15 protein-coding genes and 1 pseudogene are annotated in these 20,130 nt (G+C 65.6%); 7 read left to right on the top strand and 9 right to left on the bottom strand.

From position 1 onward, the window contains the following. Positions 1-8: 8 nt before the first annotated feature. Positions 9-1,061, bottom strand: coding sequence for a tryptophan--tRNA ligase (trpS, locus tag NLM27_RS31820; RefSeq protein ID WP_254147039.1), 1,053 nt, complete (start codon positions 1,059-1,061; stop codon positions 9-11). Positions 1,062-1,130: 69 nt separating this feature from the next. Next, complete coding sequence (gene murJ, locus NLM27_RS31815; RefSeq protein WP_254147038.1) at positions 1,131-2,663, bottom strand: murein biosynthesis integral membrane protein MurJ; 1,533 nt, start codon at positions 2,661-2,663, stop codon at positions 1,131-1,133. Positions 2,664-2,787: 124 nt separating this feature from the next. Here murJ and NLM27_RS31810 point away from each other — a divergent pair, with 124 nt between their 5' ends. Next, on the top strand, positions 2,788-3,789 hold the full coding sequence (locus NLM27_RS31810) for an adenosine kinase (RefSeq protein ID WP_254147037.1): 1,002 nt from the start codon (positions 2,788-2,790) through the stop codon (positions 3,787-3,789). A 111-nt stretch (positions 3,790-3,900) separates the two neighbouring features. Here NLM27_RS31810 and NLM27_RS31805 read toward each other — a convergent pair whose 3' ends face one another. Next, positions 3,901-5,706: an AMP-binding protein gene (locus NLM27_RS31805; protein WP_254147036.1), complete on the bottom strand. Its 1,806-nt coding sequence runs from the start codon at positions 5,704-5,706 to the stop codon at positions 3,901-3,903. A gap of 8 nt (positions 5,707-5,714) precedes the next feature. Further along, positions 5,715-6,911 carry a serine hydrolase gene (locus tag NLM27_RS31800; RefSeq protein ID WP_254147035.1) on the bottom strand — a complete coding sequence of 399 codons (1,197 nt, stop codon included), beginning with the start codon at positions 6,909-6,911 and terminating at the stop codon, positions 5,715-5,717. Positions 6,912-7,256: 345 nt separating this feature from the next. Between NLM27_RS31800 and NLM27_RS31795 the strand changes: the two genes are divergently transcribed. The 3 genes and pseudogenes from NLM27_RS31795 to NLM27_RS31785 form a co-directional block, all read left to right on the top strand. Further along, on the top strand, positions 7,257-7,577 hold the full coding sequence (locus tag NLM27_RS31795; RefSeq protein ID WP_254147034.1) for a hypothetical protein: 321 nt from the start codon (positions 7,257-7,259) through the stop codon (positions 7,575-7,577). A gap of 109 nt (positions 7,578-7,686) precedes the next feature. After that, positions 7,687-9,180 carry an NAD-dependent succinate-semialdehyde dehydrogenase gene (locus tag NLM27_RS31790; RefSeq protein ID WP_254147033.1) on the top strand — a complete coding sequence of 498 codons (1,494 nt, stop codon included), beginning with the start codon at positions 7,687-7,689 and terminating at the stop codon, positions 9,178-9,180. Between the two features lie 341 nt (positions 9,181-9,521). Next, positions 9,522-10,004, top strand: a pseudogene (locus tag NLM27_RS31785) (SulP family inorganic anion transporter); the annotation flags it as partial. A 189-nt stretch (positions 10,005-10,193) separates the two neighbouring features. On the opposite strand, the gene NLM27_RS31780 reads toward NLM27_RS31785, so the two are convergent. Both NLM27_RS31780 and NLM27_RS31775 read right to left on the bottom strand, forming a co-directional pair. Further along, positions 10,194-11,108, bottom strand: coding sequence for a phosphoribosylaminoimidazolesuccinocarboxamide synthase (locus NLM27_RS31780; RefSeq protein WP_254147032.1), 915 nt, complete (start codon positions 11,106-11,108; stop codon positions 10,194-10,196). A 78-nt stretch (positions 11,109-11,186) separates the two neighbouring features. Next, positions 11,187-12,104 carry a pirin family protein gene (locus NLM27_RS31775; RefSeq protein ID WP_254147031.1) on the bottom strand — a complete coding sequence of 306 codons (918 nt, stop codon included), beginning with the start codon at positions 12,102-12,104 and terminating at the stop codon, positions 11,187-11,189. 259 nt (positions 12,105-12,363) lie between these two features. Here NLM27_RS31775 and NLM27_RS31770 point away from each other — a divergent pair, with 259 nt between their 5' ends. Both NLM27_RS31770 and NLM27_RS31765 read left to right on the top strand, forming a co-directional pair. Continuing rightward, the gene (locus NLM27_RS31770; RefSeq protein ID WP_254147030.1) at positions 12,364-13,425 is read left to right on the top strand and encodes a helix-turn-helix domain-containing protein; all 1,062 of its coding nucleotides are present in this window, start codon (positions 12,364-12,366) and stop codon (positions 13,423-13,425) included. Between the two features lie 313 nt (positions 13,426-13,738). After that, entirely contained in the window at positions 13,739-15,166 is a 1,428-nt protein-coding gene (locus NLM27_RS31765; RefSeq protein WP_254147029.1) for a serine hydrolase, read from the top strand. 191 nt (positions 15,167-15,357) lie between these two features. Here the strand turns inward: NLM27_RS31765 and NLM27_RS31760 are convergent, their stop codons facing one another. Beyond that, on the bottom strand, positions 15,358-16,725 hold the full coding sequence (locus NLM27_RS31760; protein WP_254147028.1) for an MmgE/PrpD family protein: 1,368 nt from the start codon (positions 16,723-16,725) through the stop codon (positions 15,358-15,360). 122 nt (positions 16,726-16,847) lie between these two features. On the opposite strand from NLM27_RS31760, the gene NLM27_RS31755 reads away from it, so the two are divergent. Next, on the top strand, positions 16,848-17,963 hold the full coding sequence (locus NLM27_RS31755; protein WP_254147027.1) for an aromatic acid exporter family protein: 1,116 nt from the start codon (positions 16,848-16,850) through the stop codon (positions 17,961-17,963). Here the strand turns inward: NLM27_RS31755 and NLM27_RS31750 are convergent, their stop codons facing one another. Both NLM27_RS31750 and NLM27_RS31745 read right to left on the bottom strand, forming a co-directional pair. After that, a complete protein-coding gene (locus tag NLM27_RS31750) occupies positions 17,964-18,452 on the bottom strand; it encodes a DUF2867 domain-containing protein (RefSeq protein WP_254147026.1) in 489 nt (162 codons plus the stop codon). Next, on the bottom strand, positions 18,449-19,843 hold the full coding sequence (locus tag NLM27_RS31745) for an MATE family efflux transporter (protein WP_254147025.1): 1,395 nt from the start codon (positions 19,841-19,843) through the stop codon (positions 18,449-18,451). Before NLM27_RS31745 ends, NLM27_RS31750 begins: the two co-directional genes overlap by 4 nt. Between the last annotated feature and the right edge of the window lie 287 nt (positions 19,844-20,130).

Below are 20,130 nucleotides of genomic sequence, written 5' to 3'. Positions count from 1 at the left end.
CGCGACGATCAGCGCCGGCGGATGAAGCCGACGATGTCCTTGGAGAGCTTCATCGTCTCGTCGGCGATGGCGCGGGCCCGGTCGGAGCCGTCGTTCAGGATCGCGTCGATATGGTCGGGGTCGGCAACGAGGCGCTTCATCTCGCCGGCGATCGGCGCGAGCTTGGTGACGCACAGCTCCGCCAGCGCATTCTTGAAGCTGGAGAACTGGCCGCCGCCGAAATCGCGCAGCACGTCCGCCTTGGAGCGGTCCGAGAGCGCGGCGAAGATGCCGACGAGATTGTCGGCCTCGGGACGCGCTTCCAGGCCCTTCTCTTCACTCGGCAGCGGCTCCGGATCGGTTTTCGCCTTGCGGATCTTCTGGGCTATGGTGTCGGCATCGTCGGTCAGATTGATGCGCGAATTGTCGGAGGCGTCCGACTTCGACATCTTCTTGGTGCCGTCGCGCAGGCTCATCACGCGTGTCGCCGGGCCCGTGATGAAGGGTTCCGGCAGCGGGAAGAACAGGCCGTCATTGGCGCCCTGGGCGCGAATGGAATCGCCAAAGTCGTTGTTGAACTTCTGCGCGATGTCGCGCGAGAGCTCGAGATGCTGCTTCTGGTCCTCGCCAACAGGCACGTGGGTGGCGCGGTAAAGCAGAATGTCGGCCGCCATCAGCACGGGATAGTCGAACAGCCCGACCGAGGCGTTCTCGCGGTCCTTGCCGGCCTTCTCCTTGAACTGGGTCATGCGGCTGAGCCAGCCCATGCGCGCGACGCAGTTGAAGATCCAGGCGAGCTCGGCATGGCCCGAGACCTGGCTCTGGTTGAACACGATGTGCTTCTTCGGATCGATGCCCGCAGCGATGAACGCCGCGGTGACCTCGCGGGTGTTGCGCGTGAGCTCGGCCGGCCCGCCCCAGACGTCCAGCCCTTGCGTGATCGCGTGCATGTCGACGACGCAATAGATGCAGTTGTGGGTTTCCTGCATCTTCACGAAGTTGACGATCGCGCCGAGATAGTTGCCGAGATGAAGATTGCCCGTCGGCTGGACGCCCGAAAAGACCCGTTCAACGAATGCCATTGTCAGCCTTCCCAAAAGGTATTCGGCCGTCGTTTCCAACAGCGGCGCTGCCTCGTCAAGGGCATTTCGTTAGGCGGGCCGCTTCAGGGCGCTGGCCGCCTCGCGCCAGGAGGCGGCACCGAGGATTTGCAGGAGCAGGCCGTAGACGGCGATCCCGGCCGCGATCTGCGCACCCAGCACGATGACATGGATGAGGCCGTGGGCTTCGCCAGGCACAAGACCTGCAGTCAGCCAGAGCAGGGCGCCCATGGCGGCGGCGGCGAGCAGGATCCGCGGCAGCCGTTTTCGCGCGGCGGCATCAGCCGAGAAGCCGAATTCGCCGGTGCCTTTCCGGATCAGCGCAAGCGCGCTGCTCCAGGCGCCGGCCGCGATACTCGCCGCGATCCCGCTCGTGCCAAGGAAATGGCCGAGCAGAACCGCGAGCACGACCGTCACCACGAACCCTTTGGCCGTTGCCAGCAACGGCGTCATCGTGTCGCTGCGGGCATAGAAGGCCGGCGACAGCGCCTTGATCAGCACATGCGCGGGCAGGCCGAGCGCCAGCCACATCAGCGCGTGCGCCGTCGCCGCGCTGTCCTGTGCGCCAAAGGCGCCATGCTCGAACAGAAGCCGCACGATCGGCTCGGCCAGCACGATCAGGCCGATTGTGGCCGGCAGCGCCAGCCCGGTCGCAAGCTCCAGCGCGCGTGATTCCGCATGCGCTACAGCATCGCGGTCGCGGCTTCCGACCGCGCGGGTCAGCTCCGGCACCAGCACCGTGCCCATGGCGACGCCGACGATGCCGAGCGGCAGCTCGATCAGGCGGTTGGCGAAATAGAGCCAGGAGACCGCGGAGGGCGTCGACGAAGCGATGATCGCGCCCGCCACCATCAGCCATTGCGGGCCCGAGCTTGCGATCATGCCGGGTACGGCCTTGGCGAAAAAGGCCTGCATCTCCTTGTCGAAGTTGACGCGCAACGGTGTTGCGAGGTGTCCGCTTCGCTGCGACAGCAGCATCGCGAGTTGCAGCAGGCCGGCGATGCCGACGGTGGCCGCCAGCAGCCACGCCGCGAAGGTCGCATCGGCATGCCAGACGAGCAGCATCGCGATCGCGGCGATCAGGGCGATGTTGAACAGCAGCGGCGAGAACGCCGTGAGCGCAAAGCGGCCTTGTGCGTTGAGCAGCCCCATCAGCACGGTGACCGGGCCGGCAAAGGCGAGATAGGGCAGCATCAGCCGCGCATTGTGCACGGCGAGATCGAGCGTGCCACTGCCGAGAAAGCCAGGCGCGATCACCGTGATGATCAGCGGCATTGCGAGCGCAATGAAGATCGAGATCGCGACCAGGGCCACGCTGACCGTGCCGAGCACGCGCCCGGCGAATGCCGCCGCAGCCGCTGCGCCGTCGCTGTCCCTGATCCGGAGCCAGGCCGGAATCAGCGCCGCATTCAGCGCCCCCTCGCTGAGCAGTCGTCGCACCACGTTGACGAGCTGGAACGCCGCCAGGAACGCATCCGCCACCGCGCCGGTGCCAAGCAGTGCCGCGATCATGGAATCGCGCGCAAAGCCCAGCAGCCGCGAGGCCAGTGTTCCCGTCGAGACGGTCAGGAAGGAGCGGATCATGCTCTTTAATAATACCGTTGCTTGCCCGCAAAGGCCCGGTCGTGATAGGCCGCGAGCCAGATTTCAGGCCGACAGGAAGCGGATTTCCGCAGGTATCGCAATCCGCCAAACAGGATCAAGGTGAATGGCTGACGTGAAATATGACGTTCTCGGCATCGGTAACGCGCTGTTCGACGTGCTGGTCAGGACCGACGAGGCCTTTTTGGCCAAGCATGGCATGACCAAGGGCAGCATGTCCCTGATCGACGAGGCGCGGGCCGCGGCCATCTACAAGGACATGGGGCCGGCCACGGAAGTCTCGGGCGGCTCGGCTGCCAACACCATCGTCGGCATCGGCAGCTTGGGGGCACGCGCCGCCTATGTCGGCAAGGTCAAGGACGACCAGATCGGCAAGCTCTACGTCCACGACATCCGCGCCGCCGGCGTCGCCTTCAACACCCCCGCCGCGAAGGACGGCCCCGCCACCGGCTGTTCCTACATCCTCGTCACCGGTGACGGCGAGCGCACCATGAACACCTATCTCGGCGCGGCGCAGGATCTGTCGCCCGCCGACATCGATCCGGCCGAGATCTCCGCGGCCAGGATCATCTATCTCGAAGGCTATCTCTGGGATCCGCCGGCCGCCAAGGAAGCCTTTCTCAAGGCGGCGAGGATTGCGCACGTGGCCGGACGCAAGGTCGCGCTCACCCTGTCGGATTCCTTCTGCGTCGATCGCTACCGCGACGAATTCCTGGGGCTGATGCGCGACGGCACCGTCGACATCGTCTTCGCCAACGAGTCCGAGTTGCACTCGCTCTATGTGACCTCGGATTTCGACACCGCGCTGAAGCAGCTGCGCAATGACGTCAATCTCGGTGTCGTCACCCGCAGCGAGAAGGGCTGCGTGGTGGTGACGCCGACCGACGCTGTCGCAGCTCCGGCCTCGCCGATCACGAAACTGGTGGACACCACCGGCGCCGGTGATCTCTTCGCTGCCGGCTTCCTGTACGGCCTTTCGCGCAACCTGGCGCACAAGCAATGCGGCGAGCTCGGCGCGCTCGCGGCTGCCGAAGTGATCCAGCACATCGGCGCCCGTCCGCAGGTGTCGCTGAAGGAGCTGGCCCAGCAGCGCGGGCTGACGGTTTAAGGCTCGTCTCTCACGCCCGTCATTGCGAGCGTAGCGAAGCAATCCAGTCTGTCTCCGCGGCAAGAATCTGGATTGCTTCGTCGCAAGAGCTCCTCGCAATGACGATGCAGCTCACGCCGTCTTCGCGGCCGTCAGCCCCAGCCGCTGCTCCACCGCATCGCGCATCAGGAATTTCTGGATCTTTCCGGTCACGGTCATCGGAAATTCGTCGACGAATTCCACGTAGCGCGGGATCTTGTTGTGGGCGATCTGGCCTTCGCAGAACGTCCGCACCTCGTCCGCCGTCAGTTGCTCGCCCGATTTGACGCGGATCCAGGCGCAGAGCTCTTCGCCATAGCGGCTGTCCGCCACGCCGAAGATCTGCACGTCCTGGATCTTGGGGTGACGATACAGAAATTCCTCGATCTCGCGCGGATAGAGATTTTCGCCGCCGCGGATCACCATGTCCTTGATGCGGCCGACGATGTTGCAATAACCCTCGTCGTCGATGGTGGCGAGGTCGCCGGTGTGCATCCAGCCGTTCGCATCGAGCACGTCGGCGGTCTTCTCCCTCTCTTCCCAATAACCCAGCATGATGCTGTAGCCGCGGGTGCACAGCTCGCCCCGTTCGCCGCGCTTGACGATCTTGCCCTCGAGATCGACGATCTTGACTTCGACGTGCGGATGGATCCGTCCGACCGTGGAGACGCGGCGCTCCAGCGGATCGTCCACCGCGCTCTGGAAGCTGACGGGACTGGTCTCGGTCATGCCGTAGGCGATCGTAACCTCCCGCATGTTCATCGCGGTGTTGACGCGCTTCATCACCTCGATAGGGCAGGGCGCGCCCGCCATGATGCCGGTGCGGAGCGATGTCAGGTCGAAGTGCCCGAATTCGGGGTGATCGAGTTCGGCGATGAACATCGTCGGCACGCCGTAGAGCGCCGTGCATTTCTCCTGTTCGATCGTGCGCAGCGTCGTGAGCGGGTCAAAACCCTCGCCGGGATAAACCATTGCGGCGCCGAGCGTGACGGAGGCAAGGTTGCCCATGACCATGCCGAAGCAATGATAGAGCGGCACCGGAATGCAGATGCGATCCGCTTCCGTCAGGCGCATGGCGCGGCCGACGAAATAGCCGTTGTTGAGGATGTTGTGATGGGTCAGCGTCACGCCCTTGGGCGATCCCGTGGTGCCGCTGGTGAACTGGATGTTGACGGGATCGTCGAACTGCAGCTCATGGCCGAGCGCGACAAGCTGCTGTCGGTGCCGGTCGCCGCCCATACCCGCGATCTCGTCGAAAGCAATCGTGCCTGGCGCGGCTGGGCCGCCGATCTGGATGACGTTGCGAAGGGCAGGCAGCCGTGCCGCATGCAGCTGCCCCGGCTTGGCGGCGGACAGCTCCGGCAGCAGCGCATTGAGCATCTCTATGTAGTTGCTGGTCTTGAATGCCGTCGCGGTGACGATCGCAGCGCAGCCGACCTTGCGAAGCGCAAATTCCAGCTCGCTCAAGCGATAGGCAGGATTGATCGTCACCAGGATCAGGCCGGCCTTGGCGGCGGCGAACTGGGTCAGCGTCCATTCCGGCCGGTTCAGCGACCAGATGCCGATTCGTTGCCCCCGCTCCAGGCCGAGCGCGAGAAAGCCGGCGGCGAGCGCATCGACCCGTTCGGCAAATTCGGACCATGTCCATCGCACGCCGTGGCTGGGCGAGACCAGCGCCTCGCGATCGCCCCAGCGCCGCACCGCATGGTCGAGACTGCGGCCGATGGTGTCTCCGAGCAGCGGCGTGTCCGAGATGCCGCAAACATAGCTGTCGGCTTTGCCTGCAAGATCGTCCGCCAAGTTCGTCTCCTCAAGATTGTTGCCTCGTGCCTGAAGCCGAGAGCTTTCGGGCACGAGGTTATCCCTTGCCGGGGAGGCGCGCGACGCCGCGCGCCTCATACTAAGGGTTAGGCCGCCCTCTTCCCGCTCCCGGCAGCATCGAGGCCGGCATAAACCCCGCGCTCGAAGCCCGCGAACGCCTCCAGGCATTTTGCGTCAGCGAACGGCAGCAGCTGCATCAGGATCACGCCGGTGACGTCGCGCGCCGGGTCGATCCAGTAATAGGTGTTGGCGAGGCCGGCCCAGGCGAGGCTGCCTGCGCTGCGCCCTTCCGCCGTCTTGGCGGTGTTGATCATGAAGCTGAGGCCCCACTTCTTCACCTGCTCCGGATAGAGATCGACGTCGTTCGTGTACATCGGCGCCGCCGTGGTCAGCTTGCCCATGGTAAGATCGCCCATCTGGTTCTGGCCCATCATCGCGATCGTCTCCGGCTTCAGCACTTGGTTGCCGTTGCCACGGCCTTTGTTCAGGATCATCTGGGTGAACTTGATGTAGTCGGCCGCGGTCGAGTAGAGGCCGCCGCCACCCATGTGGAATTCCGGCTCCTGCTCGAGCTCGAACGGGATCGATGCGAGCTGGCCGTCCTCGCCGCGCGCATGCATGCCGACGAGGCGCTTGCGCATGCCGTCGGTGATCTTGAAGGCAGTATCGCCCATGCCGAGCGGCGCGAACAGATTGTCGCGCAGATAAGCATCGAGCCGCTTGCCGCTGGCGGCCTCCACCGCTTTGCCGACGAAGTCGATATTGGTGCCGTATTCCCAGCGCGTGCCGGGGTCGGACATGATCGGCGTCTTCAGCGCCGCGTTCTGGCAGGTGGTGATGGCGGGAATGCCGGTCTTTTCCAGATAGACCGCGAGATCGCCGTTCCACATGTTGTAGCAGAAGCCGGCGGTGTGGGTCATGAGCTGGCGCAGCGTGATCGGTCCTTTCGCCGGCCGCAGCTTCGCCTCGCCCTTGGCATCGAAGCCTTCGAGCACCTGCGGCTTGGCGAGATCGGGCAGCAACTCGCCGATCGGCGCATCCAGCGACAGCTTGCCTTGCTCGACCAGTTGCATGGCGCCCGCCGACGTCACCGCCTTCGTCATCGACGCGATCCAGAACACGCTGTCCGCAGTCATCGCATCGGGCTTCGACAGGTCGCGCCTGCCGAACGCACCCTGATACAACACGTCTTGACCGCTGGCGGCGATGGCAACGACTCCGGGAATTTCCTTTGCGTCGCTCTTCTGGCGCAGGATCTCGTCGATCTCGGCTCGGCTTTGCATGCGTGTTTCCTCCGGTTTGATTATTGTTGGAAGTGATCGATTGTCCTCCCGCACGCCCCGCGCGGCAAGCGTGTCGAGATGCCCGCGGTGGTCGCGATGTCGTGACTTGACGGTCCGCGCCCCGCGCAGGACGACAGGCGGCTGAACTGCAACACTCCGTCACAATCTGCGGTGGATGGCCGCAACTCGCCGTGACCGTGGATGAGCGCGGGCGTTATGTTTCACCTGTTTGATTCACTTGAAACATTTTGTGCGTTGCTGCGTTCAGCACTCGGCCAATCGGCCGCCGACGTTAAGACTTGATGCAAATTTGGCGGTCGCTGATCGGCCGCGAGGGGGCTTTGGATGATTTCGACCTGGAGCGAATGGAAGCGCTATCCCCGTCACGGACGGGGCGACAATCTGGAGGCGCCGATCTCGCCCGGCATTTACGAAGTTCGCATCGCCGGCACGGGCGCGCTGTATTCCTTCGGCGCGGTCGACAATCTGGCGCAGTCCCTGGCGCTGCTGCCGGTCGGCTCGAAATCTTGGTTCGGCCGCCGCGACAGGTCCGACGTCCCGGATCTCGAATACCGGACGTGCGCGACGTCCTCGAAGGCCGACGCCAAGGCCGCGGCCGAGCGCATGATCGGCCGGCGCGAGACCTATATGAGCGGCGCGGCGTAAGGCCGCTGGCCGTTTAGCTCCCAGCAGATGTGCGTTGCGGGGCGGTGCATTACGCACCGTCTGTCCCTATATTCCGGGCCGATCCGATCGCGCCCTGAGGAGCAACGCCATGACCCCGACCGCCGCCGCCCGCGCCCCGCAAGCCTCGTCCCATCTGCGCGACCGGTTGAAGGACCCTTCGCTGCTGAAGGAAGCCTGCTACATCGACGGCGCCTGGGTCGGCACGCCGGTCTTCGCCGTGAACAATCCCGCGACCGGCATCGAGCTCGCCAAGGTTCCGCAGCTTGGTGCCGATGATACGACCAGGGCGGTCGAGGCCGCCGAGCGCGCCTTCCCGGCCTGGGCCAAGCACACCGCAAAACAGCGCTCCAACATCCTGCGCAAATGGTTCGAGCTGATCATCGCCAACCGCGAGGATCTCGCGCTGATCCTCACCTCCGAACAGGGCAAGCCGCTCACGGAGGCGCTCGGCGAGGTCGACATCGGCGCCGCCTATATCGAGTTTTTCGCGGAAGAGGCCCGCCGCGTCTATGGCGAGACCATTCCGACCCAGCGCGCCGATGCGCGCCTGCTCGCCATCAAGCAGCCGATCGGCGTCTGCGGCGCGATCACGCCGTGGAATTTCCCGAACTCGATGATCACCCGCAAGGTCTCGCCGGCGCTGGCGGCCGGCTGCACCGTGGTGCTCAAGCCCGCCAATGAAACGCCGCTGTCGGCGCTCGCGCTGGCGGTGCTCGCCGAGAAGGCCGGCATCCCCAAGGGCGTGCTCAACATCATCACCGGCGACGCGCCGCCGATCGGCAAGGTGCTGTGCGAGCATCCGGCCGTGCGCTTCGTCGGCTTCACCGGCTCAACCGCAGTCGGCAAGATCCTCTACCAGCAGGCTTCCGTCGGCGTGAAGCGGCTCGGCCTGGAGCTCGGCGGTAATGCGCCGTTCGTGGTGTTCGACGACGCCGACATCGATGCCGCGGTCGAGGGCGCCATCGTGTCGAAATACCGCAACATGGGCCAGACCTGCGTCTGCGCCAACCGCATCTACGCCCAGGACAAGATCTACGACGAGTTCGTGCAGAAATTGTCGAAGAAGGTCGCGGCGATGAAGATCGGCGACGGCACCGAGGGCGGCGTCACGCAGGGCCCGCTGATCAACATGAAGGCGATCGACAAGGTCGAGCGCCACATTGCGGATGCCGTCAAGCGCGGCGCCAAGGTCGTCACTGGCGGCAAGCGCAGCGAGCTCGGGCGCTCGTTCTTCGAGCCGACCGTGCTCGCCGACGTCAAGGCGGACTCGCTGGTGTCGCAGGAGGAAACCTTCGGCCCGCTTGCGCCGGTGATCAGATTCAAGGACGAGGCCGACGTGATCGCGATGTGCAACGCCTCGCCGTTCGGCTTGGCGTCCTATTTCTACTCGCGCGATCTCGGCCGTGTCTGGCGCGTCGCCGAGGCACTGGAGTCCGGCATGGTCGGCGTCAACACCGGCCTGATCACCACGGAAGTCGCGCCCTTCGGCGGCGTCAAGGAAAGCGGCCTCGGGCGCGAAGGCTCGCGTCACGGCATGGAAGAATATGTCGAGATCAAATACGTGATGATGGCGGGGGTGTGAGGCGTATCGGCCCCTCCACGTCATTGCGAGCGAAGCGAAGCAATCCAGGATCTTTCCACTGAGACAGTCTGGATTGCTTCGTCGCAAGAGCTCCTCGCAATGACGAAACTTCGTAGCCCGGATGAGCTCTAGCGACATCCGGGGCCTCAGGTCCCGCATATCGCTTCGCTCATGCGGGCTACGGCCTACCTTCTCAACACCGCGATCGTCCGGTTTGCGAATGTCAGCCGCTCCGCCATGATCGACACGAAGTACGTCAGCAGCTTGTGGCTGAGTGCGGAATCCCCGGCCTTGATCGCGTCGAACTGGTGCGTGTTGAGCACGTAGAGCACGCTGTCGACCTCGTCGGCGGCGTGCTCACGGCGCACCTGGCGTTCTGGCTCTCCGGCATCTCGCCCGACCAAGCCCGCGCGCTCGGCTGGACCTTCCAGCCGCCCCCGGCTGCTTCCTTCATGATGCCCTGGCATCCCGACGGCTTCATTCAATATCCCTGGTTTGCGGTGCCGGACCTGCTTGGCAATCTCGTCGCCGTGGTCTTCGTCACGGCATCGAGCACGCTGTTCAACACCACCAGGATCGAGGTAGCCGTCCACCGCGAGGCCAATCTCGAGCGCGAGCTGAACGTCACCGGCACGGCCAACATGCTGACCGGCGTGCTCGGCGGCTATGCCGGTTGCATCTCGGTCAGCCGCTCGATCCTCAATTTTTCCAGCGGCGGCCGCGGCCGCCTGTCCGGCCTCACCGTCTCGGCGCTGTCTCTGCTGATGCTCGCGATCGCGCCCGAACTGCTTGGCTACATTCCGAAGTTCGTGCTTGGCGGATTGAACGGCCAATCACACGCGGCGGGCCAGAGGAGCACACCAGCCCATCCACGTCATTGCGAGCCACCGGGTCCGCGCGAAGCGCGGCCCGATGACAGGCTCCGCGAAGCAATCCAGAATCCCTCCGCGGAGGCAGCCTGGATTGCTTCGTTGCAAGGGCTCCTCGCAATGACGGCGCGCGCGGCAGCCGGCCTAAATCTTCAGCTCTTGCCCCGTCACGCGCCGATACGCTTCCAGGTACCGCTTGCTGGTCGCGTCCACCACGCTCGCCGGCAACGGTGGCGGCGGGGCGTCGCCGTTCCAGCGACCGGCGTGGCGCTCGATGTCGAGATAGTCGCGCAGCGGTTGCTTGTCGAAACTCGCCTGCGGCTGGCCGGGCTTGTAGGCGTCGACCGCCCAGAAGCGCGAGGAGTCCGGCGTCATGACCTCGTCGATCAGGATGATGCGGCCGTCCTTGTCGCGGCCGAACTCGAATTTGGTGTCGGCGATGATGATGCCCTGCTCGCGGGCCAGTTCCTCGCCGAGCGTGTAGATCGCGCGGGTCATGCTCTCCAGCGTGTAGGCGACCTCGTCGCCGACGACCGTGCGCATCTTCGCGATGGTGATGTTCTCGTCATGGCCGCTCTCGGCCTTGGTCGCGGGGCTGAAGATGGCGGGCTCCAGCTTTTCGCTCTCGACGAGGCCGGCCTTCAGCTTCTCGCCGGCGAGCGTGCCGCTCGCGGCATATTCCTTCCAGGCCGAGCCCGAGAGATAGCCGCGGATCACGCATTCGATCGGGAATACGGTGGTGCGCTTGCACAGCATGGCGCGGCCGAGGATTTCGGCGCGGTGGGGTTTCAAGGCCGGCACCGCCGCGAGGATCGCATCGGTGTCGGCGCTGATCATGTGATGCGGCACCACGCCTTCGAGCTCATTGAACCAGAACGCGCTCACTTGCGTCAGCACCGCGCCCTTCATCGGGATGGTCTCGCCCATCACGACGTCGAAGGCGCTGATACGATCGGTAGTGACGAGCAACAGGCGGTCGTCGTCGACGGCGTAGATGTCGCGCACCTTGCCGCGTCCGATCTTGGGCAGCGGCAGGTCACTGGAGAGCATGGTGGTCATCGGCAAAGCTTTCGCGGACAGGGCCTTCAGGCAAACAATCCGGCCGCGCCTGATAGGACGGCCGATAACCGGGATAGCCTATTCCGGCAGCGGAATGAACTCATGTTCCTGCGGAACCGCCGCGAAGCGGCCGGTTTTCCAGTCCTGCTTGGCCTGCTCGATCCGCTCCTTGCTGGAGGAGACGAAATTCCACCAGATGTGGCGCGGGCCCTCCAGTGCATCGCCGCCGAGAAACATCATCCGCGTCGGCTTGAGCGCCTTCACGGTGATGCGGTCGCCGGGGCGGAAGATCAGGAGTCGCGGTCCCTCATGACGCTCGTTCGCGATCTCGACCTCGCCGTCGACGACATAGATCGCACGCTCCTCATGGTCGGGGTCGAGCGGGACGCGCGCGCCTTCCGCGGCGGTGACCTCGGTGTAGAACCAGGGCGAGACCATCGACACAGGCGAGGCGATGCCGAAGGCGGAGCCCGCGATCACGCGCGCGGTGAAGTCGCGTTCGGAGATCATCGGCAAATCGCCGGCGGCATAATGCTGGAACGACGGCGCGATCTCTTCCGATCCGGCCGGCAGCGCGATCCAGCTCTGCAGGCCGAGCATCTTCTGGCCCGAGGCGCGCTGCGCATCCGGCGTGCGCTCGGAATGCGCGATGCCGCGCCCCGCCGTCATCAGGTTCATCGCGCCGGGCGCGATCTCCTGAACGTTGCCCTCGCTGTCGCGATGCATGATCGCGCCGTCGAACAGATAGGTGACGGTGGCAAGCCCGATATGCGGATGCGGCCGCACGTCCATGCCCTTGCCGGAGACGAACTGCACCGGTCCGAAATGATCGAAGAAGATGAAGGGGCCGACCATCTGCCGCCTGCCATGCGGCAGCGCGCGCCGCACCGCAAATCCGTCGCCGAGGTCGCGCGTGCGCGGGACGATGACGAGGTCGAGCGCATCACAGGACATGGGATCGCCGAGCACGGGATCGTTCGAGGGTTGCCAGCTCATGGGTGGACTCCTTCTGACTTTCTTGGGCGTGATCGTAGCAGAATTTCGCATTGCCGTCGCGACAAAGCACCTCTGTCATGCCCCGCGAAAGCGAGGCATCCAGTACGCCGCGGCCCATCGGTTCAATCACAGCCGTCTCGGAATACTGGATCGCCCGGTCAAGCCGGGCGATGACAGTTGTGGTGTGGATGGTTCTTGAAAAAATGGACGCAACGAACGATGTTCGGCCGACCGCAACCGTGATCGACCGCAGCCTGCGATGACAACAGCCGCCCTCGAGCTTGCCTTTCGCGCCGCCAGCGTCGCGCTGCTGCTGATGTTGGCGGCGTCGCTGTTACATGATTTTCGCAACGTGCTGGCTGCTCGCCTCGGCGCGGCCTTCGCGCTGAGCTCGATCGCGCATGCTGTGAGCTATTCGTTGGATGTCACGTCGCGGGTTCCGCTCTGGCATGCACCGCTGATCGCGTTGTCGACCGGCACCATCGTGGTGTTCTGGCTGTTCACGCGGTCCCTGTTCGACGACGAATTTCGCCTCCGCTGGTGGCACGGATGGGTCTGGGCGCTGGTGACGGCCTTCAGCTTTGCAGGCTGCGTCTGGATTGCACCCAGCGGCCATGTGCGGTTCTCGGTAACGGTGGTCAATCTGATCGTGCTCGGCTTCATCGCGCTTGCGGTCGGCCAGATGATCGCCTCCTGGCCGGTCGACCTGGTCGAGCGCCGCCGCCGCGTTCGTGTCTTCATTGTCTGCGCAACCGCGCTCTATGGCGGGCTGAACGCGGTGCTCCAGATCACCGTCGCCGGCCACCATGTCGGCGCGGTCGCCGAAACCATCAATGCCGGCGTGCTCGCCTGCACCGTCGCGGCGATCGTCTATGCCATGATGCGCGTTGACGGGGAGGATCTGTTTCCGGCCGCGGCGGAGCCCGCATCGCCTGACGTTTTCAGCCAGCCTGCGGCCGATGACGCCGCCGATCAAAAGCTCATCGACGCCCTGATGCGGCTGATGGGGGACGAGCGGATCTATCGTCAGGAGAACATCACCATCGGCGTGCTGGCGGGCCGGCTGAAAATTCCGGAATACCGGCTGCGCAGGTTGATCAACCAGCGACTGGGCTATCGCAACTTCAATGTGTTCCTCAACAATCACAGGATCGAGGAGGCCAAGGCCGCGCTCGCCGATCCCGCCCAGGCCGAGGTTCCCGTCATCACCATCGCGATGGATGCCGGCTTCCAGTCGCTCGGCCCGTTCAACCGCGCCTTCAAGGCGGTAACCGGGGTAACGCCGACGGAGTACCGGCGCCTCAAGGCCGATGCAGCCTGAGTTCTCCTAACCTCTCCCCGCCTGCGGGGAGAGGTCGGATCGCCCTTGCGATCCGGGTGAGGGGGTACAGGTCCGTCCACGGTCTCATCCGCGGAGAGCGGCCCCTCACCCCAACCCTCTCCCCGTAAGAACGGGGAGAGGGAGCGCAGCGCACTGTGGCGATGCGGCGATTTACGTAATTGAAATAAAAGGACAATTCCGAAATCGACTAGTCCCGATCAGTTTCGACGAGGTCGCTTTTCAAATCCGGCGAGCGCGTATCGCCCGCATCCGGCCTGCTCTCCCGCACTCGCCCCGCAGCCGGAGAAAGCCCGTGACCCGTCGCCGTAAGATCGTCCTCCTCACCACTGCCATCGCCTGCGCCGGCCTCGCGCTCGGCGCGGCACGGGCGCATCACGTGCCCAAGGTTGCCACCGGCTTCATCGCCGACATCATCTGCTCGGAGACGTTCGTCTCCGGCCTGGATCCCCAGCGTAACCTCGTCGAGACCACCGACGCGATGCCGGGCACCGGCCTCCTGACCTGGACGATGAATCTGCAGGTCGATCGCGCCCGTAAGGATGTCACGGTGTCCCTATTCGGCATCGGCCGCAGCCATGCCGTCTATCGCGAGGGACTTGGCTGCACGCTCGAGCACGGCCAGGGGCTCGTCGACGTCGCGTTGCCGCCTGACGACAAGCAGCCCGCGCTGCTCCCTGATATCGCCGGCGCAGGGATCGTACCTCCACAAAGCGAGGGCCTGGCAGCCGCGCTCGATCGCGCCTTCGCCGAGCCCGCACAGCCGCCCTATCGCCGCACTCGCGCGATCGTCGTGATGAAGTCCGGCCGCGTCATCGCCGAGCGCTACGCCGACGGTGTCGGACCGGAGACGCAGCTGCTCGGCATCTCCATGACGAAGTCGGTGATGTCCGCACTGACGGGCATTCTCGTGCGCCAGGGCAAGTTGAAGCTGGATGGGCCCGCGCCAATCGCCGCCTGGCAAAATCCTGATGATCCGCACCATGCCATCACGGTCGATCAATTGCTGCGGCACACCGCGGGCATTGCGCTCGGAAGCTCGTTGGAGGCTTCGCTCGGCTCCGCACTCGAGCCGATCAACGCCATGAAGTACGCCGAGGACGATATGACCAGCTTTGCCGAGCGCGCGCCGCTCGCGACCGCGCCGGGCACGGCGTGGAATTATCACGACGGCAATTTTCTCATTCTTGCGCATCTGATCCGCAACGCCGCGGGCGGCAAACCCGCAGATGCGTTGGCCTTCGCGCGCCGCGAATTGTTCGCGCCCCTCGGCATGAACAACGTCACGCTTCAGCTCGACAGTGCCGGCACGATCGAGGGCTCAAGCGAGATGCTGGCCTCCGCGCGCGACTGGGCGCGCTTCGGCCAGCTTTATCTCAACGACGGCGTCGCCGGCGGCAAGCGCATCCTGCCGGAGGGCTGGGTGAATTATTCCGCGGCCGCCACGCCGAACGCCTGGGTCGGCATCGGCGCCGGCTTCTGGACCAACCAGGGCGATAGCTTTGGTGCAAAGTTTCGAATCAAGCACGGCTGGCCGCGCGATGCCTTCTTCGCCAAGGGCACGATCGGGCAGTACACGATCATCATTCCCTCGGAGCGCCTCGTCATCGTGCGCCTCGGCCGCTCGCCGAACGGGCCGCCGGAAGCCGACGGCGTGTTCGATCTGATCCGGGAAGTGATTGCGGCGACGCGCGGGAACGGGAAGGTGGCGGGGGCGGATTGAGAGGAGTGGGGTGCTTTCTTCCTTCTCCCCTTGCGGGAGAAGGTGGCGCGAAGCGCCGGATGAGGGGTACGTCTCCGCAAATTCAACTGCATGAAGGTGCTCGCGGAGAGAACCCCTCACCCGTCTCGCCGCTACGCGGCGAGCCACCCTCTCCCGCAAGGGGAGAGGGAAGAGAACGCGCAGCGCGAGTCCTACCTCCCCAGCTCCGTCGCCTTGGCCACGCGATCGAACCGCTCCAGCGTCATGATCGCATCCGCAAACTTTTCTGCCCGCGCATTCAGCACGGGGCGGGCCAGCGTCAGAAACTTCTGCTGCATCGCCTGTGTGTCGGGAAACGAATTCGGCTCGCCGGAGGGATCGGCGTAGAGCCGCTCGTGCACGCCGTCGTCGGTGGTGATGCTGACGCGGGCGCCGAACGGATGGGTGCGGCCGACCTCGAGGCGGTCGTCCTGCACCACGTCGAACTTGTCGGCGAGCGCGTCGATGGCGGCGTCGCCAAGGCGGTCATAGTCGTCCCAGCCGAACGAGCCCTGGTCGAGTGCGAGCGCGCCGGTGAAGAACATCGAGAACTGACCGCCGACGATCGAGGTCGGATGCCGCTTGGTGGCGGCATCGCCGGTGAGCGTGATGCCGTTGCGATGCAGGCCGATCTCGACACGCTTGACCTGGTCGGGCGTCAGATTGTGCTCGCGCCGCATCGCGATCAGCGCATCGATCGCCGCATGGGTGTAGCGACAGCTCGGATAAGGCTTCACGCCGATCTTCATGGTCTCGTAGGTCTTGCCGAGCTCGGCGACGGCCTTGCCCGGATGCGCATCGTCGGTGTAGCCGGCGAGCAGGCCGTGCTTGCCCTCGACCGATTCGGTCGCGCCGACGAAATCGTTGCGCGCCAGCGTCGCGGCGATCACGCCGTTCATCGCGGCGGCGCCGACCTGGTAGCGCTTGTTCCAGGCGCCGTTGACCAGGAATTGCAGCGAGCCCGCGGCCTGGCTGCCGGACACGCCGAAGGCTGCGATGATCTGCTGCGCGGAGAGGCCGAACAGTTTTGCCGCCGCCGCGGCCGCGCCATAGGTGCCGGCGGTCGCGGTCGGGTGGAAGCCGCGCGCGTAGTGCGAGGTCGGATCGAGCGCGTTGCCGAGCCGGCAGCAGACCTCATAGCCCGCGACGATCGCGGTCAGCACGTCACGTCCGGACGCGCCGACCATCTCGCCGACGGCGAAGGCGGCCGGCACCACCGGCGCACTCGGATGCAGCGAGGAATCGGCATGCGTATCGTCGAAGTCGAGCGAATGTCCGAGCGCGCCGTTGAGCAGCGCCGCCACCGCTGGCGTCCAGGTCTTGGCATCGCCGAATACGGTGGACTCGCCCTTGGTGTCGAGCGCGAGCGCCTCCAGCGTCTTCAGGATCGACGGGGTCGATTCCGCCTCGTTGCGGGCGCGGATGGCACTGCCGAGGAAATCCAGCGTCAGCACCTTGGCGCGCTTCAGCACCTCCGCCGGAATATCCTGGTATTTTAGATTGAAGACATAGGCGGCGAGCGTTGCGGTTTCGTGGGCCATCGTGTTTCCTCGTTTTGGCCGGCAAGTTAGGCGGGCTGATTTCGCCTTTCAAGCGGCCTTGCGGGGGCGGGCATCAGCCATGCTTTTGCCTCGCTCAACAGGATCGGACCGGGACGTTGACGATGATACGCGCAAGAGAGCTGTTCGGCCGGATCCGGGCGCGCAGGACGCAGCTGGGGCTGGCGATCCGGGTCACCGTCGCGGCGGTAGCAGCCTACGCAATCGCCACCGCACTGCATCTGCTATTGCCGCTCTGGGCGGTGCTGACCTCGCTGATCGTGACCCAGATGAGCGTCGGCCGCTCGCTGAAGGCGACGCGCGACTACATGCTCGGCACCATCGGCGGCGCCATCTATGGCGGCGCGATCGCGATCCTGATCCCGTACTCCAGCGAAGCCGGGTTGTTGGGGCTTCTGGTGCTTTCGGTCGCCCCGCTCGCCTTCATCGCCGCAATCAATCCGAGCCTCAGCGCGGCGACGGTCACGGCCGTGATCGTGCTCCTGGTTCCGACCATGCATCACTCCGATCCCATGACCTCGGCGATCGATCGCGTCAGCGAGGTCGCGGTCGGCGCCATCACGGGGTTGCTGGTCTCGTTCCTGGTGCTGCCCTCGCGCGCGGTGCGGCAGATCCGCGCCAGCGCAGCAAAACTGCTCGAACTGATCGCCGATGCCTTCACCGAGCTGCTCGCGGGCCTGACGCGCGGCCGCGACAACGACGCGCTGCACCGGATCCAGGACGGCATCGGCACCGCCATGGTCAACCTCAACGCGATTGGCGCCGAAGCCGAACGCGAGCGCGCCGCGCGCTTGTCGAGCGGGCCGGATACCGGCCCCTTGCTGCGCACCATCCTGCGGCTGCGCCATGACGTCGTGATGATCGGCCGCGCCACCGTGGTGCCGCTGCCGGCCGACGTGCAGATGCGGCTCGCAGGCCCGCTGACGGAGGTCTCGACGGTGATCGCGCGCTTCCTGCATTCGGCCGCGGCGGCGTTGCGCGAGGGGGCCGGTGCGCCGCCGATCCATCCCGTCCACGTCGCGCTCCAGCATTACGCCGAGGCGGTCGCCGCCGTGCGCCAGGACGGCCTGATCCGCGGCCAGCCCGGCGACACCGCCGAGCGCTTCTTCGCGCTCGGCTTCTCGCTCGAGCAGATGCACCAGAATCTCTGCGATCTCGACCGCGTCGTCGGCGAATGGTCGGAAGCGTCCGCCGACAAGTCGGCTCGGGTTGCGGAATAACTAGCGCGCCGGCGCCACGATCCGCCCCATCATGCCGCGGACCACGAGCTTGTGGAACGGCATGATGAGGGTGAGATAGGTCCGGCCGAGCAGGTTATGCGTCCGCACCAGCGTGGTCGAGGTGACCTGCCGGCCCGCGGCATCGCGGGTCACGTCGACCACGAGGCGGAAGTCGAGGTGAGAATCGTCGAAGCCCGCGACCAGCCGCTCCGGCGTCTCGCTCAGCACCGGAAACAGGCCGATCAGGCCATGTGGGGCCGGCGCGCCCTCGCCTGATGTTTTCAGCCCGAATGGCGTCACCAGAATGTTGCGAAGGCGCAGCAGCACGTCGATCCAGCGCGGCCCGTGCAGCACCATCCGGATGCAGGCCTCGCGGGCATTCACCGTCGCTGCTCCGACCTCGACGCGAAACGCGTCGATGAACTGCGCGCCTGACAGCAGCGTGCCGGCGTCGACATTGGGCGTGACTTCGCGGACGGTCCCGATCATCCCGCCAGTTTGCGCGTCAGCATCCGGAAGCGCAAGATCAGCAGCCCGGCATAGACGAACGTGCCGACCGAGAACCCGATCCAGACGCCGACCGCACCGAACCCTACGTTGAAGGCCAGCAGCCAGGCGGTCGGGAAAGCCACGCACCAATAGCCGATCACCGCGAATAGCAGCGTCATCCTGGTGTCGTTGATGCCGCGCAGCGCGCCGCCCATGATGGTCTGCAGGCCGTCGGCGATGAAGAAGGTCGCGCCGACCACAAGCAGTGTCGCCGTCAGCTCGACGGTTGCCGCGCTGGCCTCGCCGCGGCCGAAGAACAGCCGGCCCAGTTCGTAGCGACCGAGGATGATCGCGACGGTCAGGGCCGAGACGAGCGCAGTTCCGAGCACGCCTGCGACGAGGCCCGCGCGCCTCACGCCGGCCGGGTCGTCGCGGCCGAAGGCGTGGCCGACGCGTACGGTGGCGGCCATGCCGATGCCGAGCGGGACCATGAACAGCACGGCCGTGACCTGGAGCGCGATCTGATGCGCGGCGAGCGCGGTGGTCGAGATCAGCCCCATCAGCAGCGCCGCCGAGGAGAACAGGCCGTACTCCATCAGTAGTGAGAACGAGATCGGCGCCCCGATCGCGATGAGCTGGCGCATCAAGGGCCAGTCGATCCGCCAGAGATGGGCGAGTGGGTGATAGTCCGCGAACGGTTTTCGCCACGCGGCAATGGCGAGCGCGGCGAGGAAGGTGCCGAGATTGACTAGCGTGGTCGCAAGCCCAGCGCCGAACAGGCCGAGCTTCGGCAGGCCGAACAGGCCATGGATCAGGGCATAGGCCAGCGCGGCATTGGCGGGGATCGCCGCAAGCGTGATCCACAGCGGCGCCTGCGGCTGGTTCACCGCGCTCATCATGCTGCGCAGCGCGATAAAGCCGAGCGCCGGCGCAATGCCCCAGGCCAGTCCGTTGAGATAACGCTGCGCCAGCGCGGCGGAATCCGGCGCCTGCCCGAGCGCGAGCAGGATCTGCTCGCCATAGAGCGGCGAGGCCATCATCGGCAGCGAGATCAGCAGCGCGACCCACAGCCCGACGCGCAAGGAGCGGCGGATCAGCTTGACGTCGCCGGCGCCAAAGGCCTGCGCCGCCAGCGGCGACACCGCCGACATCAATCCGAGCCCAAAGGTGAAGCTGACGAAATAGACCGTATGCGCCAGCGCCGCCGCGGCCACCGCGTCCTCGCCGAGCCGGCCGATCATCGCGAGATCGGTCGTGATCATCGCGATCTGCCCGAGCTGCGTCAGCATCATCGGCACGGCCAGCCGCAGCGTCTCCGCCAATTCATCGGCGAGATGGTTTTGCGGCACGCCGGCTTGCGGCTGCGGACGGGGCTGGACGGTGTCGAGCATGGCCGGTGCTTAGCATAGCCACACGTCGAAAACATGGCCCGTGTCTCTTCCCCTCTCCCCTTGCGGGAGAGGGTGGCTCGCCGCGTCGCGGCGAGACGGGTGAGGGTTCTGTCCGCTAGTTCGGTACCGCAGGGTGGGCAAGGCGCACTTGCGCCGTGCCCACCACCTATTCAATTCTGCAACAGAAGCCGTGGGCACGCTTCGCTTTGCCCACCCTTGTATTAGCCCGATCGGTTATGGTGAGGCCGTTCCGTGAGGAATGGCGCAGCCCGGGTGGCCGCCCGAGC

The organism is Bradyrhizobium sp. CCGB12 (assembly GCF_024199845.1).
GTDB lineage: Bacteria > Pseudomonadota > Alphaproteobacteria > Rhizobiales > Xanthobacteraceae > Bradyrhizobium.
The sequence above is the reverse complement of the archived record's forward strand: the minus strand, read 5'-3'. Positions and strand labels throughout refer to the sequence as shown.